The following is a 17211-nucleotide window of genomic DNA, read 5'->3' as shown; positions in this document are numbered from 1 at the left end:
GCTAACCTCCGTCGCCTTCGGCGCCACCTCCTTCCCAAGGAAGGAGGCTAACCATCAGCCGCTTCGCGGCGGTAAGACGTCAGACAGGATCAGCGGCTTCACCACCGTTGGAATCCTGATGACTCTGCCCCATATCGTCATCTCGAGCGGTGGCAACATGCTATGTGAACATACGGTTAAAAATCGCTACAGCTTCGAGGAGTCGAGAGATCTCTCAGATTAATGGCTATGACGGGATTTTCAAAGATAAAATTAATATTTGAGGAATGAGAGTTGAGACCCCGCCGCTCGAAATGACGTTATCGGGATGGTCTCACCTAGGGCTCTATGCCTGAGATAAATCACCAGGAACATTTGCGGCGAAGCCGCTGAACCCCAACGCTCTTTCCTCAAATCTCAACTCTTTTTTAAGTCCATATTCACAGAAAAAAAGCTGCAGAAGGTATCCCCTCTGCAGCTTTTCTTACGGGCTGATTTATTTAATATATGCCGTAGCGCGGAGCATGAACATGTTGTCCATCTTCCGGCCGCCCATGTCCTTGGCGTTGAAGCCGTAGTCCGCTTCGATCTGGAGACCCCGCATGGGGACGAAGGAAGCCTTGGCCAGGAAGAACTTGGCGCCGCCGTAATTCTTTTCTGGAGAATCGGTTCCATTTGCAATGGCATCCAGTTTATCAGCAATATAAGCAGGAGTCCGGCCCATATCCTGTCCCTGGAACTTCCAGTTTTTATACACATGGCCCATGTACTGGTCTACGATATCATTGCTGGAACCGCCGAAGTAGGTGCCTGCCTGGCTGTAGATGTAGTCCAGACCCAGTTCATAGGAACCGGCTTTCAGCACGTCCGCCGTGCCATAGTGGAGGCCGTAGTTGAAGCTGTAAGGCCGTTCGTTGTTCAGGGGGAGTCTTCTCACATTCTTTACGAATTCGCCCTGTACATGCCACTGGGGAGTGACATAGTAGGCGCCGGCGAAACCATAGGCCCGGCAGATCTTGCCGACCGGTCCTACGGCGGTCATGCCGTAAGCATGGAATTCCCACTGCTGGGGCTTCCGGAAAATATAGGAAGCGTAAGCCACCGGCACATCTTCATCTTCATTCCAGTTCATTTCCACGCCCTGGGATCTCATAGGATAGAGAGTATCGTTGCTGGGGTTATAGAGATCAGCGATATTGCCATATTCACTCTGCAGCTTCTCCGTCAGCTTTTTGGCATCTTCAGGGGACATCAAATTATTTCCAACTGTTGTTTGTGCAATATTTTTAATCATTTCAGATCCTGTAGAAGAAGACTGAGCGGCGCTCATCACAGTTTTTGTTACTGTACTAGCAGCCTGAGCAGCAGCCGCCTTCATGTATGTGCTATATCCTGGAGTAGAAGGACTTATACCCTTTGCTGCAAGAGCCTTCTGCGCTATTTGGGTAGACAGTGAAGTCACAAGACTCTTGGTCTGATCCGATCCCAAGATCGCCTTTCCAAGGCCCTTCATGCCCCTCATCATAGGTCCTGTGTAGTCATAGTTGATGTCCGTTGCCCGGCCGTAAGCTACTGTGAGGTGGCCCCCTTCCACGTAGTCCCCGAACTGGGCCACAATGCCTTTGAACTGGCCATCATAGGTGTAGCCGGTGACGCCCATCTTGACCGGGAACTGGCCGATGCCGATGAGGTTCTTGGACGGTCCGAAGGGGCGGTTGGTGAAGTCTGTCTGCTTCGGTCCGAACTGGTAGGTTGCCCACAGGCGGTTCATGTGGAAATCCCCATCGCCGTAGCCATTCCGTTCATACCGGTTGCCGTTGGAGTCGTAGCCGTATTTATTGGGCTGGAACACGTCCTTGCCGTTCATGGACATGTAGGTTTCCAGCTGGCTGTACACCGTAGTGCGGTCATTCACGTTGGCAATGGTATTCAGGCGAACCCGAAGGCTCAGTTCATCGTGCTTGGACTTGCTGTCCTTGTATACATTGTCATACCGGGGCACATCCTGTACCCGGAGTTCGGTGATCGTATTGATATGGCCGGTCTTCTTTTCCAGCTCTGCCACCCGGACGCCGAGGCTCTTCAGTTCGTCAGCGTATTCGCCGGCCAGCTTGTCCACCGTAGCCTTCTGGGACGCATTCAGCGTATTTTCCTTGGCCATGAGGCGGGCGATGATCTGGGACATTTCATAGCGGCTTACGTTCTTGTCTCCCCGGAATGTGCCGTCAGGATAGCCGTCTACCACCCCCTGGTCGGACAACTGGGAAACCGCCTGGTAGGCCCAGGAGGAATCATCCACATCGGCAAACGGGTTCGCCGCAGAAACGGTAAATGCAGCAGCTGCAAAAACGGCAGCTGCCAGCGTGGTCTTCAGAAGGCAATGGCTCATCGTGTTCTCCCCGAAGCTCTTTTCGAGCTCTCTTTGTGTAATTCTCAAATAAATAAACCCTTATAAAACATCCAATTTGTTTTGAGTAATTTTTACCTTATAAAACTAAAACATTATAGCCCCTTTCCTGCCGGACTGTCAATAGGGATTAGCACCAGTTGCTAAAATAGCATACGAATGCTATTTTTCTCATAAAAATAGGCATAGAAAAAGGAAGGACCTCCCGGATTTAACCGGGAAGTCCTTCCGAATGGACGGTGAGAAGCAAGGAAAATGAGAATCGGACTCGATATTTTATCACTCTTTTGTGAATTCCGTTTGAATTATATGGATTCCTTTTAAAACGACAAAGGCAATAATGCATCCGGCGCCGCAGGACACGGAGAACAGGGATACATAGAAGAGGGCGCCCTTGGAGGATCCCATGAAAAGAGCCGCTATAGGATAGGACAGGAGGCCGCCGATGATGGAGGTTCCTATGAATTCCCCCAGCACCGCTGCCCAGAGCTTATGGATGTGGCTGTAGAGGAACCCCGAAAGGAAAGCCCCCACCATGGACCCCGGGAAAGCCAGGAGACTGCCGGTGCCCAGAAGATTCCGGATGAGGGCCGTAGAAAAGGCGGCGGACGTACTGTACCTTGTGCCGCAGAGGACGGCCAGGAAAATATTGATCATATGCTGCAGCGGAAACGCCCGGGTCACTCCCAGGGGAAAGGAAAACATAGGCGACAGCAGCACCGCCGCCCCCACCATGAGTGCCGAAAAAATCCATTTCCGGAATGCCAGCGATTTCTCATCTCTTTGATTCATGAGTACCTCCTTGTGATACACAGGTCATGTTTCCTATAGCATAGCACGATGGGGGAAAAAAGAAAGAGTTGAGCGCTGGGGAAAGAGAGTTGAGGCCCCGCCGCTGCACAGCAGAATGGCGGATACGTGCAGAGCCATACATGCGGGAGCCTTGAACCTTGAGCTGACTGGCCGCTTCGCGGCGGTAAGACGTCAGACGGTTCAGACAATCAGACGTCAGACAGGATCAGCGGCTTCGCCGCCGTGGGAATCCTGATGACTCTATCCCATAACGTCATCTCGAGCGGTGGAAGCATGCCGCATGACTCTGTCCGCAAAATCGCTACAGCTTCGAGGAGTCGAGAGATCTCCCAGATCAATGACTATGACGGGGTTTTCAGAAAAGAGTTGAGGAAAGAGAGTTGAGGTCCAGCCGCTTTGCGGCAGATGCACCCCCTTGCCCGCTTCGCGGGACTTACCCTAAAGGGAAGGGTTCACTGATTTCTCAGTCGCCTGCGGCTCCCTACGAAATCAGTTCGCTTGCCACCCCGGAGGGGGCAGCAAGGCTTAAGCCTGCGGCGCTTCCACCGCTAAAGGGTACGAGGTGATGGATCGTGTCACTGTGATAGTCATTCGATGATTGTGAGATATCCCCTGGCATGCAGCCTTGGAGAAGGGGCGCGGCGAAGCCGCTGATACTATCTGACATCTGACGTCTGAACCGTCTGATGTCTCACTGCCGCGAAGCGGCTGGCCGTCCCCACCCGCTCGCATACTCCCTCCTTATCCATCGATCCCCGGGCCCCAGGGCCTGTCCCCCTCGATCTCGACCTCGGTCTCGATCTAATAGAAAAACGGTATCCCCATGTTCGGGAATATCGTTTTTTCTTATCTTCAGTCCCTCTCGAAGAGGTCTCTTGTATATACTTTATCCTTCACATCGTCCAGCACGTGATCGTAGCGGTTCGCTATGATGGCGCGGCTTTCTTTTTTGAAGGTGTCCATATCATTCACCACCCGGCTGCCGAAGAAGGTGCTTCCATCTTCCAGGGTGGGCTCATAGATGATGATGTCCGCCCCTTTGGCTTTGATCCGCTTCATGACGCCCTGGATGGAGCTCTGGCGGAAGTTGTCAGAATTGGACTTCATGGTGAGCCGGTATACGCCAATGGTCACCGGCTTTTCTTTGGCTTCGTCGTATTCGCTGCCGGAGTGGTAGTAGCCGGCGTCTGCCAGAACCCGGTCGGCGATGAAATCTTTCCGAGTGCTGTTGGACTTCACGATGGCTTCGATGAGATCCTCCGGCACGTCCTTATAGTTTGCCAGGAGCTGCTTCGTATCCTTCGGGAGGCAGTAGCCGCCGTAGCCGAAGGAGGGGTTGTTGTAGAATTCCCCGATCCGGGGATCCAGGCACACGCCGTCGATGATTTCCCGGGTGTCGAGGCCCTTCATTTCCGCGTAGGTATCGAGTTCATTGAAGTAGGACACCCGCATGGCGAGGTAGGTATTGGCGAAGAGCTTTACCGCTTCCGCCTCGGTGAATCCCATGAACCGGGTGGGGATATTGTCCTTGATGGCCCCTTCCTGGAGAAGCCGTGCAAAGGTATGGGCCGCCTTTACCAGCCGGGGATCCTTGGGATCCGTGCCCACGATGATACGGCTGGGGTAGAGGTTATCGTAGAGCGCCTTCGATTCCCGCAGGAATTCCGGGCTGAAGAGGATATTCTTCGACCCTGTCTTCTTCCGGATTTCTTCGGTGTACCCCACGGGGATGGTGGACTTGATCACCATGATGGCATGGGGATTCACCTTCATCACCAGGTCGATCACCGCCTCCACGGAGGAGGTGTCGAAGAAATTCCGCTGGGTATCGTAATTGGTCGGAGTGGCGATGATGACGATTTCCGCATCTTTATAGGCCGCTTCCCCGTCGGTGGTGGCGGTGAGGTCCAGGTTCTTCTCCGCCAGGTACTTCTCGATGTACTCATCCTGGATGGGCGACTTCCGGTGGTTCACCATGTCCACCTTTTCCGGAATGATATCCACCGCCATCACATGGTTGTGCTGGGAAAGAAGGGTGGCCAGCGAAAGGCCCACATACCCCGTACCTGCTACTGCTATATTCATGCCGTTCCTCCATGTCGATCAAATTCACGCTGTGTTATCCAAACTCGGAGCAGCATATATTTCTATATACCGCTGTCGGTACTATATTCATTCTTTATTTGCAATTATACAATACCTATGCATTAAATGCTCCACCACACTATGCCGGATGGAAAATGGTTTTTCCAAAATAGAATCCGGTATGTCACAGTATGGCCAATTATCGACCCAAGAGTTGTCAAAAGGCAGTATTCACAATATAAAACGCTACAATTACATCCAATCCAAGGTATATTGATCAATGGCCTGTTTTCTCATTATCCAAAACATGCTGACACAATTCTTCCCACTGATCCCAAATATGCTCCGGTGCGTATTGCTTCATCGCTTTCATCCCGGACTGACCCATTTTAATCCGCAGTTCCCTGTCATCCATAAGTTTCTTAAGGGCTCCGGCCAGATTCTTTTCTGAACGGGGCACAAGGAAACCATCAACTCCATCTTCTATGATATCGCTGACTCCTGTACTGTCAGAAAATCCTACCGCCGGGAGGCCTGCCGCCATGGCTTCTGTCAAAGCCAATGGAAAGCCTTCATCCCGGCTGGGCATACAAATGATGTCGGATGCTGCATAGACATCGTCTATATGGCTGGTTTTCCCCATGACCCGGATATTTTCACCAGATTTACTATGGCGAATCCACTGTTTCATCTGTCCGGCATAGCGGGAACTGTCATCTCCCCAGAATTCAAGCTGCCAATCCGGAAAATCTTTCGATAATGACGCAAATGCCTTCGCCAGCATGAGCTGGTTCTTCCGCCCGCTGATATTGCCGACACAAATGACTTTATGAACTTTTCGAGGAGCCGCCAGATCAGCAGGCTTCGAAGCCGGGAACACCGCATTTCCGATGACCGTCACCGGAAGTTCCGGAAAATACTGATGTGCCATATTCAGGCCGGATGGCACAAGGATCTGCATAGCCCTGCATTTGACGGTTGCTTTTTTCTCTGCCTCCGATAAATCGGGAAACTGGACCTGGGGATGAGAGTGGATCATCTCAATGACCGGCAGGGTACACCCCGCATCTTCGATGACATACTTGGCCGATGGAATAGAACAGGAAAGAATCAGGTCTGCCGGATGGTTATCCAGATATTCTTTAATTCTGGGACCATACTGCTTTCCTTTGTACCAGACGTTTATCCCCTGAGCCTTCCGCTGGCTGAAGAGCCGTGCGGCCTCTCGATACAGGCGAATCCGTAAAGGTGGCTTATCCGAGACAACTTTCTTGCCATTCTCAAAAAGGATATTATACTGCTTTACCCGTTCGTCCAGAGGGAAATAGGGTTTCCCCTCTACCTTATCACGGTAGAGAATAGTTACTTCATGCCCACGCCGAACCAATGCATTTGCCAGATTGCAGGTAACTTTTTCAACGCCCCCTGATGTATTGACATAGTATGTTCCAAAATGAGCAATGATAATCTTCATTTCTGTTCTCCCCACAAAATACGCTTACAGCTTACGGTATTCCTCTTCTGTTTTCACTTTTTTCAGTTTATGATGGGGTGTCTTTTCCATTTGATGTTCCCACCATACCCCCAATTTATCCAAATTTTTAACCATGCCGATTTTCATTCGATAACCTGCAGTGGCTGGCGATACCGTTATTTCATCCCAAATCTCCGGATTCTCTTTTGATTCAACACGCAGGACAATTGTACCCTTCAAGGATAATATCATTTTATTAATCCTGTCCAGCGCCGATGGCTCCCCGTTGATATACCATTGAAAATCACCGGATATCCCGCAGCTATAGCAGGATACTATTGGCTCTTCTCCCGGATAAACATACCAGTTATAGGCGAAATTATCATCGACACATATTTTAAGCAGCTGATAAGGCCTTTCTGGAGATTTCAGAATTTCCCATTCCGCCAGCCCCGCTTTTTCTCCTTTTGTTTTCAGTATCGTGAAACGGATCCACCGTACGTTATCCTGTGGCGCAAATGTCACAAGCGTTTCATGGCCCTGCTTTTTGAGTTCTCCCACATCACACCGAAAGCCATTACTGAATGAAAGCTGCCCCTTCAATATGCGACTGTCATCATCGATATTCCCGTAAAGTGCAACACTTTCAATATGCTTGGGTTCATTAAAATCAATGCGGCACCATTTTTCACTATCATCCGGAGTCCAAAGATACTCTTCCATTGGTGGTTTGGATTCATTAATGTGCCTGGTATTCATGAGCTGGAAGTCATGAAGATAATCTCCATTTCCTGAGGACACCGTCGTCTTGCCTTCATAGGCCAGATTATTTGTCCGCCGTTCCCAGAATATAAGGTCACTGTTAAAAACCTGCCGCACATGTTCAATATTTTTCTGTGACAGATGACAGATAAGAGCCTTATAGAGTACATTATTCAGTAATTTTGGCCCTCTGCAAGCCACATCCACAGGGAATCGTACCCTCTGATTCCACTCGTAGACCGGATTATCTGTCTCGCAATCCAGGTATCTCATTTCTTTACGATACACACGGGACGAGAGAAAATGTCTGTCATAGAAATCTTTATAGGACACATAGGACGTAGCATAAGCAAAGCTCTTGAATACCAGAGGATGGTAGGTATTTCCTGGTGTATTTAAAATGCGGCCCATCACTTTTTCAAAAGCAATAGACAACATCCGATGATCCCCATGATAATCAAAATCAGTGACCATCAATGCATCCGGCCTAAACGACAAAATGACATCTTCCATATCATCCAGAAGCCCTTTCCAGGTATACTCCTGATGCTGGCCATACTTGCTGAAATGATAGTCCTGATGTGTCCCCACACCATACGTTTCCTTCCGTCCTGCAGCATCAACCGGCTTATCAAGTCCATGAAGATAGACGGCCCGTTCACCGCTCGTCCCACCATCCGGAAATCCGAGAAAAATAATATTACCTTCCGGAACCCCAAGATATGTAAGAGAACGAATCGCCTCGTTATACCTTACAAAGGCAGGATACATCCAATCTCCATTTGTCATAAACACAACCTTCACATCCATGCCTTCTTTGATGGCACTATAAATGGCTGCGCCCGCATTATTCACTTCATCATCCTCGTGGGGAACGATGACCATTAGAGAATGGATTTTCAAATTATCTTTATAAGTAAATGATGTTTGTATCACTTTATCAGTTCCTCAATGTATCATGCTTTACGTTGATTACTACTGGATTCAACCACTTTATCAATCAGATGAATCCAACTGCTCCAGACTTTTTCTTCTGAGAACTTTTCCATAGAATGGCGGGCATTCATTCCCATTTCTTTTCTAAGGTCATCACTTTCCATAAGCTTTTCCAGGGCACCTGCCATGGAAGAAATATCATCATCTGTCAAAAATCCGGAACACCCGTCTTCCACCAGTTCATTGACACCTGCGCAGGATTTGAACGCCACTACCGGAAGGCCTGCACTCATGGCCTCAGTAACCGCCAGTCCCCATCCTTCATGCTGGCTAGGGCAGAGGAGAATAGATGCTTTACCGTAAACAGACTGGATATCGGTTGTGGTCCCTTTGAAAAAGATACGATCTTCCATATGATGAGAGGCAATATCTTTTTTCATCTCATCCACATAGTGTTCTGCTCCATGACCATCTCCCCAGATTTCCAATTTCCACTCAGGATGGTGAACTGCTGCCTTTTCAAAAGCCTGGACTGCCAGGTGAGGCCTCTTAGCCGCTTTAGTCAAGCGCCCAACGAACAAAACTGTCCGCTGCTCCAAGCTGCTTATTTTTTTACTTTCAGAAACCACATTGGGAATGACAACACAAGGTACCTGGGGACAATGTTTTTCCAGAATATCTTTTTGGGACGGCAGCAGAACCTGCAGCGCTGCGCAACGATTCAAAGCAGCAATCTCCGGTCCTCCCATTTCCTCAAAGGACCTGGATAACTCGGAATGATTGGTTCCAATGATAGGAACTATATCATCCATTGCTGCAACCGTATAATAAACGGCATCTGCATTATATCCTACGATAACATCCGGGTTGAAGTCATGAAGTATTTTCTTAAGATAAGGCTTCACTACTCTGCATTTACATTTTTCATTCCATTCATGAAATCTACGCTTACTAAAAGTACGAATAAATTCCCTGATTATTTTATCGCCGGCAGAGATTTTTCTTCCTACTACCGCTTTGTCCATATCATTGACAGGATGGTCCGCAATCAGTGAGTAAATTTTTATTCTTTTATCCAAAGGGAAAAAGGAGGATGTAAGATCTCCACCGCCACAGGCAATTGCTGTCTCGTACCCTTTTGCTACAAAAGCATTGGCCATTTCACAGCAGATATGCTGCATACCACCGCTTTTCATCAGCATGCCTGCATAGATGATAAGAACTTTCATTGCATCCTCCTACATATACTTACAACCTGCAAGGCTACTTATATTTTTTCCAGATCATCCGGCCAAACATCTTGTACAAGAATGAACAGTCCTGGATTATGGCACTCTCAATCATTCTATACTTTTTCTTTAACGGAACTGACTGATTTTCCTTCAAAAAGTTTTTGAGAGTTTCTCTTTCCTCCGCTTCCATAACCGGGTGAACAGAGTCAATGGAATACAGCTTCAGTGCTTTTTTCATAGGCCCTTCATCAACAAATCCCAATGCTTTAGCACTCAATGACTCTTCTTCATATTCATAAAACAGTAAAGCCGCCGGAGAAATGGGCTTATGACTATGTTCCGTATAATACTGATGTATCTGATCAAGGTCAGATGCCGGAATACTGTGATCTTTCCTGTTTTTCAAAATTGCCTTCAGGCAGGCAATCAGCGTTCTGACCTCGCAGATTCGCCTCTGAAGGTCAGAAAATATCCCCACATCCAGATTATGTTTCCAGGCGATGAACTCATCAATGTAGCTCCGGGCTTTTCTTGTCTGAACGAGACTGCCATGTGATTCCCTCTGCCAATAATAATAATGTCCAGAAATGGCCACTATTTTCTGTATATTTTTCATTAATGGTCCACTAACAAAGACATCTTCACAGGTCCTCATATTTTTCTGAAAAGAAATATCCTTCCATACATGTTTTCGATAAGCCCTTCCCCAAAGTTCCCAGCCAACTACGGCACCTGTTATTACTTTTAATTGATCAGAATCCATGTTGCAGTTCCAATCACGTACACCGGCATGTTTTTCCCCATTCATAATGTTTACGCCGAAAAGAACTGCATCAGCCTTAGATTCCTTCATCACTTCAACTGCATCTTTAACCAAAGAAATCTCTACAAAGTCATCCGGATCGACCCAGAAAATATAATCACCATGGGCATTATTCAGACAGGTATTTCTCGCACCGCAGACTCCCTGATTTTCCTGATGTACAACACAGATTCTTTTATCCATATCTGCATATTTCCGGCAAACTGAAAGCGAGTTATCTGTAGACCCATCATCAACCAGTACAATTTCAATATTTTCATAAGTTTGGTTTCTAAGACTTTCAATACATTTGTGTAGATATTCTTCCTTATTATAGACAGGAACAAGTATTGACGCCAATCCAGAACAATGACTCATAATCAAATTTCTCCCCACGTTAAAGAATTCCCTGAGAGTAAAGGGAAACTATCCCCTCTTTTTAATGAGCTTATTGTATTTTCTTCGGCCATACCACCTGCAAGGATATTCCCACCCATGTATGGCAGCCCATCGTAAGAGCTTATCTTTCATTCTTCCCCGGACTGGTGAAAAATCAGTAGACCTCAGTATATCCAGAATACGAGTTTTTCTTCCAATGCCAAGTTCATTTCCTGCCAAAGACAAGCAGTAAGATTTAACAGCAAAGGACAACACCCTTTGCCTGCAATAGCCACAGGAATCCGGGAATTCCGCTTCACAGATATTTTCCCGGCCAATCCATCCCTCCATGAGTTCATAGAATATTTCTGCAGAGACCTGCCGGGTCAGGGAATTCTCATTTCCCCGGTTATAGTAATACAGGCACCGGGGAACCGATGAAACCTTTTCTGATTTTTTAAAAATTTCTATGGTTGCTATCCCGTCTTCCCCCATATGACTGAAATCCGGAGAAAATCGTACTTCTTTCCATAGTTCCGCCCTGGCTGCATAGGACCATACTTCAGAAACACCATCGAGTACAGCCTCCCGATACCAGTCACTGGCAGACGGTAACCGAGGTGGAAGAACAGCCGGTTCTAGAGGTTTATTTTCTTTTACAGATTGGGATCCATATACAACAACATCCGCATGCTCCTTCCGGAAAGTATGGATGCATTTTTCTATCAATGTCTGATCTGCATAATCATCCGCATCAACCCAAAAAATATAATCACCATGGCTTTCTCGGATTCCACGGTTTCGGGTAGCACTAATTCCCTGATTTTTTTGCCTGATATTAATAATCCTTGTATCCCTATCCGCCATGGATTCCACAATGTCCCCCGTTTTATCACTGGAACCATCATCAATCACAAGGATTTCCACATTCTCATAAGTCTGATGGATAATGCTGTCCAAGCAGTGTGCTATATATTTTTCTGCATTGTAGGCAGGTACAATCACCGTTGCCAGCGGTTTATCTGTTTTCATCGGACTTGTCCTTTTCCTTTCCATGATTGTACATCATGAAAAATCCCATGAGCGCAAAGTAAATCTTAACGGGAATCTTATTGATAAGCGTAGAATCAGCCATCCCATCAATAAAGAAGGCTATAAATACGGTCAATGCGCAAATCTCCATGGCAAGATTAGTCCCAAAGGGAACCCGCAGAAGCCCCCAGAAGGTAAGAACCGTATAAAAAATAAAACCAACGGCGCCAATAATTCCTGCACAGGTTAAAAAATATACAAACATATTATGGGGCATATCCAGGTTTGTTTCCGTTCCTTCTTTGGGATGATATTTTTCACTATAGTAGTACTTCTCCCAGGAGTCTAACCCAATACCGGAAATCTTATGATCTTCCCACATTTTATAACTGGCAGAAAGCATAAGAATCCGTTCTCCGCCAATCTGCCCGGCATAGCTCGTCCTGTGGCTCTGCATATAACCAAACCCGGCTATACATGAAAAGGCCAGAGCCAATATAAATATAAGGGACCCGATTTTTATTTTATGACCGATTCGAGGCCAGTGCTGAACCAGCACAATGCCTAGAGCCCCAACGAGGCCTATGCATATGGCAATCAGCGCTGCCCGGGTATCTGTCAAAAATAACAGTACCAGCAGGAACCCAGCCGTTGCCAACGCTGTCAGCCGCATAGCCATGGACTCTTTATGTTTAAAAACCAGATAAAGCGCTACCGGCAGAACGATGGCAATCACCAGGCCATAATGGGTGGGATACGTATAAAAGCTATAAATCCGTTCTCCCGGATGCTTTATCCATTGGGCGACCCCATAGATGCCTGAAATAATGGCGCCGGATAAAATACCGGAAAGAAATCCCTTCTCAATCTTATATTTTCCTGCCATATAGGCAATCATCCACATGGGCAGGGACCAGTAAATATATTGCCGAACCAGGTTCAGTCCGCCCTTATCTGCGTTTACTGCCGCTGATACAATCAACGACCCGTACAACAGACAGTATCCAATGGTGAAGACTTTATGGGGCATAGAAATCTTGAATGTTCCTGATTTTATGCAGTCATATATCAAATACAATACAAATAGAACTATGGCGTAGGTATAATAAGCCAGTGTAAAACGTACGCTTAAGATCAAAGCCAGCAGCGCGGCCATTATATTTGCTAATAGTTGGGCATGCTTATAGCAGCTTTTCATACCATTCAACTTATTCATCGGATTTTCCTTTTCGAAACCAAGATCAGTTGGAGTCTACAATTCTTCCTTAAGTAATTGTATTATACAATATCCAACCTGCAGAAATAAGACTATTCCCCATACTTAGCCATCTCATTCCTGCTCTATCTATTTCCCAATAGGCTCGATTATTACAGAACTGTTCCGGCATAAGTTATTGTTAGCATTTTATTAATTTTCTCATTTGAGGGGGGTAATAATCATCAGTAGCCTACCTTCCTCGTCCCATCAAATTTAGACTTAATAAAGCGGAAATACCAGAGAACCATTTCCTTATAGGCATGGCGGCGGCGAGCATCCCGAGCCGCCTGGTGAAAAGCTTTCTGGCTGCCTGGTTCGTGAATAGGTACATCCCTCCAGGGAGAATTCTCCTTCGCATGAGCCCAGACCTTCACAATTGGCACTGACTGATTATAGGTCGTCCAAGGCTTGATGGCTCCAATAAAATGGATTAGAGAAGCCTGCATGGCATCTTCATTGACAATTTTGGGTTTGAATACACTAGGCTGCACCAATCGATAGGGCAAATTATAAGTATGTGGAACAAAAAAATCTTTCCCATCAAGACATACATTCAAAATATCCTGATCGGGGCAAGACATTTCCGGATGCTTTTGCGCCGCTATCCTTAAATCGTCTAAAATCCTTTTAGAAATATGATTGCTAAGCCATTGTTGAATATCAACAAGAATAACGCCCGAATTAAAATATCTTTCCACATTCATTCTTGCAGCATACTCTTGACCCTTGAGGTCCTCCGATACGGCCACAATATTTTGTTGTAAATCTATATCCATAAATGATGTGATATCACCATTGCATACGACATCACCATCAAGATAGAGAGCTCTTTCTGCTTTATCTTTAAGAAGTTCAGGAATAAAAAAACGATACATTAATGCAGCCACATATTTTCCATTAATGCGATATCTTTCAAAACGACAGTACTGAGACAGATTAGCATCATTCATATAATAAAGCGTAATCGGCACATTCCACTGTATGGAAAACTTCTGCAGTTTCTCTATATCTGCCTCATCTGTCTTATCCACCAGAATATGAAATGCAAAGGGTGATGAATTATGCTCCATGATAGATGCCATGGTCACACTTATCCATGGTATATAATTCTGTGTTCCCGTCAACGCCACATGATAATATGACTCACCAGCTTTGTATTCACCAAGTTCCCGAATTTTTTTACAAAGTCCATGATAATCCCTCTCACAAATATCAAAGTAAATTCATTAATCAAGTTCCTGTTTCAAAATAAATTTACAAAACAGCTTCCTGCCATTGCAATTTAGAGAAAAACCAGCTCTAAATAAATCCGGCCTTTCAGCAATATCTTTCTATCTCCCCAACCTTCGTAATAGGATCAAATGCACTACTCAAACTCGCCTGTAATAAAGCCTCTACATTTCCCCCTCTTGTCCCCACAGGAAGTAGAAATACAGCAAGCAGTACTTTGATATATGTCCTTATTATACCTATATTTCCATTGCAGGCAAGATATTACATCATTTTAAAATGAGAATACCTACCTTCTATAAGATTAGCCATTTTCATTAACATAAAGTCATAGAACACAAAACCATTTTACTTATCTATGCTGTCAATATCGATGAATCGCTGGCAGGTTTGATTGGCTGGTATTTCAAGGACCATGTTCAAGCTCGTCCACTATCTGACTGCCGGTCACCTGTGATATAATAATTGACGTCAACTTTATAATTTATTTACATATATTAAACAAAAATATGATATTGAGGCATTTTATGAAAAAGACAGTTCTTTATGCTTTGCTCTGGCCCCTGGGGATTGCTGTGGTGATCATGGCGATTCTCCATTTGGGCGGCGATTTTCCGGATATCCAGAGTTATGTACAGCCCCGGCTGGGGGCGGCGCTGCTGGTGATGCTGATCGTGTCCTTCGGGCTTTCCTTCACCATGAATTGGGCTTTCCTGAAGCGGCTTCTTCCCTGGGCGGTGATCCTTCCTATCCTGTGGGCGGGGACCTTTACCTGGGCCTATGGCTTTGCATCACTGCCGGAGAAGAAGCACCTCGGTGATTACTATGTGCTGGGGGCGGTGCTCTTTGCGCTTCCCTATGTATACACCACCCTCACGGCAAGGGCGAAGCATCTTCGGTCCCTGTGGACCGTGATTGCAGGAATCTACACCTTCTTCATGGTGCTCATCCCCTTCATCTACATCGGCTATTACGTACTCTTCGGCGGGGAAATGGATATGTTCGCCATGATGGCAGTCCGTTCCACCCACATGAAGGAAATCAAGGATTTCTTCCGTACCATGGGGTCTCCCATGCATCTGGTGATGGCGGTCATCGCCCTGGGCATCGTCATTTCCTGTGCCGTGGGACTCGCCCGGTCCATGATGAAGGCGGCCCGCTCCTTCGAGGGCCCCTTCCTCCGGGGCACCGGCAGGGCCTTTACCGTGGGACTTGCGGTGATTTCCATCCTCTTCTTCGGCGGATTCTACCGGCAGATCACCCACGTCTTCCCGGCTACCATCATCAAATCCCTGAATTCCAAGGGCAGCGAATACCAGCTGCTCCAGAAGCTGAATGATAATCTGGACAAAAACGTGAAGAATATGACTTTCACGGCGCCGGATCCCGGCGATGGTATCGATGAGGGCACCCACATCGTGATCATCGGGGAAAGTGCAAACCGGGACCACATGAAGGCCTTTACTCCGGATTATCCGGAAAATACGACCCCCTGGCTTTCAGAAATGGCGAAGTCCCCGGACTTTGCCCTGGGATACCATGCATACTCCAATTTCCCGAATACCCTTTTCTCCCTGTCCTACGCCATGACCAGCGCCAACCAGTACGGCGACATGTCCCTGGAAGACGTGGTAAGCATGGTGGACGTGGCAAAGGCGGCAGGATACCGGACGGACTGGATTTCCTTCCATAACCGGAGCTCCATGTCCAGTGCCGGCGTCACCATGATCGCCGAGCGCTGCGATGATTCCTACTGGGAAAAGAACTACGACGGCTATACCCTGGAAGTGCTGAAGAAACTGCCTCCGGCAAAGAAGCGGGTCATCTTCATCAATATCGACGGCAGCCATTACACCTACATCGCCCGGGTGCCGGTGAACCTCCGGGATAAGCTGGGCGTTTCCAAGGAAGACCCCTACCACGATTACGACCTCACCATCGCCTACGACGACCGGGTGATGAAGGACATCTTCGAATACGCCAAGGCAAACCTGAACCTGAAGTCCATGATTTACTTCTCGGACCACGGGGAAAATATGAAGCACTTCCATACCACGTCCCCCTTCTACTACGACATGGTGCACATCCCCTTCTTCGTGTACCTGTCCCCGGACTACCAAGCCGCCCATCCGAGCCTCATGCCTACCCTGAAATCCCACGAGCAGACGGTCTTCACCAACGACATGGCCTTCGACATGGTCACCGGCATCTGGCAGGCAAGGACCAACTTCTACCATTCCCAATACGACTTCTCCTCTAAGGACTACGCGATCAACAAGGATAACGCCACCACCTTCGAACGAAAAAAGAGAATCGCCGACGATCCGGTGTGGGGAAAGTAAGAGAGTTGAGATTTGAGAGTTGAGAGTTGAGGTCCAGGCTTCGCCGCAGGTGAGTGGATAAGCTTACTTGCGAACGGGCCTTGTGCCTTGAGCCTTGAGCTGGACAGGCCCTGCGGGCCGAATCTATCAGCTAACCCCACCGCTTCGCGGAGCCCCTTCCCGAGGAAGGGGCCTTTTTCTGTGTCATTTTGCAGTTTTGGGGTTAGAGATATCCGGATTCCAACAGCGGCAAAGCCGCAAATCGTTAGCCTCCTTCCTTGGAAGGCGAGGGTCCTGTAGAGGACCCTCGAGCCGGGCCTAAGTTGGTGCCTTTACTGCACACTAAGGCACCTTCCTTTCAGGGCCCGGCGGTGGCGCCGAAGGCGACGGAGGTTAGCTGTTGGATGCGCCACAGGCTGATTCTTTGCGACGCAATAGCCATCGAATAGTCTCCCTTTTTCAAAGGCAGCAGTCCTGCAGAGGACTGCTGAGCCGGGCCCAG

At 47.5% G+C, this 17211-nt stretch carries 12 protein-coding genes; 2 read left to right on the top strand and 10 right to left on the bottom strand.

Going from position 1 to position 17211, the window contains the following annotated elements:
• Positions 1-223, top strand: a 223-nt coding sequence (locus QZR21_RS03835; RefSeq protein ID WP_296973859.1) for a hypothetical protein, incomplete at its 5' end; no start/stop codon positions are given.
• Positions 224-475: 252 nt separating this feature from the next.
• On the opposite strand, the gene QZR21_RS03830 is transcribed toward QZR21_RS03835, so the two are convergent.
• The 10 genes from QZR21_RS03830 to QZR21_RS03785 all read right to left on the bottom strand — a co-directional run bounded on the left by QZR21_RS03830 (position 476) and on the right by QZR21_RS03785 (position 14288).
• Positions 476-2368: an S-layer homology domain-containing protein gene (locus QZR21_RS03830; protein WP_296973857.1), complete on the bottom strand. Its 1893-nt coding sequence runs from the start codon at positions 2366-2368 to the stop codon at positions 476-478.
• Positions 2369-2665: 297 nt separating this feature from the next.
• Positions 2666-3178 (bottom strand): energy coupling factor transporter S component ThiW, encoded by a 513-nt coding sequence (gene thiW, locus QZR21_RS03825; RefSeq protein WP_296097657.1) that lies wholly within the window; start codon positions 3176-3178, stop codon positions 2666-2668.
• Between the two features lie 873 nt (positions 3179-4051).
• Positions 4052-5284 carry a nucleotide sugar dehydrogenase gene (locus QZR21_RS03820; protein WP_296097652.1) on the bottom strand — a complete coding sequence of 411 codons (1233 nt, stop codon included), beginning with the start codon at positions 5282-5284 and terminating at the stop codon, positions 4052-4054.
• 277 nt (positions 5285-5561) lie between these two features.
• The gene (locus tag QZR21_RS03815; protein ID WP_296973852.1) at positions 5562-6758 is read right to left on the bottom strand and encodes a glycosyltransferase; all 1197 of its coding nucleotides are present in this window, start codon (positions 6756-6758) and stop codon (positions 5562-5564) included.
• Positions 6759-6782: 24 nt separating this feature from the next.
• Positions 6783-8456 (bottom strand): PIG-L family deacetylase, encoded by a 1674-nt coding sequence (locus QZR21_RS03810; protein WP_296973849.1) that lies wholly within the window; start codon positions 8454-8456, stop codon positions 6783-6785.
• Between the two features lie 20 nt (positions 8457-8476).
• Positions 8477-9685, bottom strand: a complete 1209-nt coding sequence (locus tag QZR21_RS03805) for a glycosyltransferase (RefSeq protein WP_296097646.1) — start codon at positions 9683-9685, stop codon at positions 8477-8479.
• 34 nt (positions 9686-9719) lie between these two features.
• A complete protein-coding gene (locus QZR21_RS03800) occupies positions 9720-10868 on the bottom strand; it encodes a glycosyltransferase (protein WP_296097644.1) in 1149 nt (382 codons plus the stop codon).
• A gap of 48 nt (positions 10869-10916) precedes the next feature.
• Entirely contained in the window at positions 10917-11900 is a 984-nt protein-coding gene (locus QZR21_RS03795; protein WP_296097641.1) for a glycosyltransferase family A protein, read from the bottom strand.
• Entirely contained in the window at positions 11887-13116 is a 1230-nt protein-coding gene (locus QZR21_RS03790; protein WP_296097639.1) for an O-antigen ligase, read from the bottom strand. Before QZR21_RS03790 ends, QZR21_RS03795 begins: the two co-directional genes overlap by 14 nt.
• 224 nt (positions 13117-13340) lie before the next feature.
• Positions 13341-14288, bottom strand: coding sequence for a glycosyltransferase family 8 protein (locus QZR21_RS03785; RefSeq protein ID WP_296097637.1), 948 nt, complete (start codon positions 14286-14288; stop codon positions 13341-13343).
• Positions 14289-14915: 627 nt separating this feature from the next.
• On the opposite strand from QZR21_RS03785, the gene QZR21_RS03780 reads away from it, so the two are divergent.
• Entirely contained in the window at positions 14916-16730 is a 1815-nt protein-coding gene (locus QZR21_RS03780; RefSeq protein ID WP_296097635.1) for a hypothetical protein, read from the top strand.
• The last annotated feature ends 481 nt before the right edge of the window (positions 16731-17211 follow it).

Source organism: uncultured Dialister sp. (assembly GCF_900541605.1).
In the GTDB taxonomy this organism is placed as follows: Bacteria; Bacillota; Negativicutes; order Veillonellales; family Dialisteraceae; genus Dialister.
Note: the sequence above shows the minus strand (reverse complement) of the source record. Positions and strands in the feature narration are given on the sequence as shown.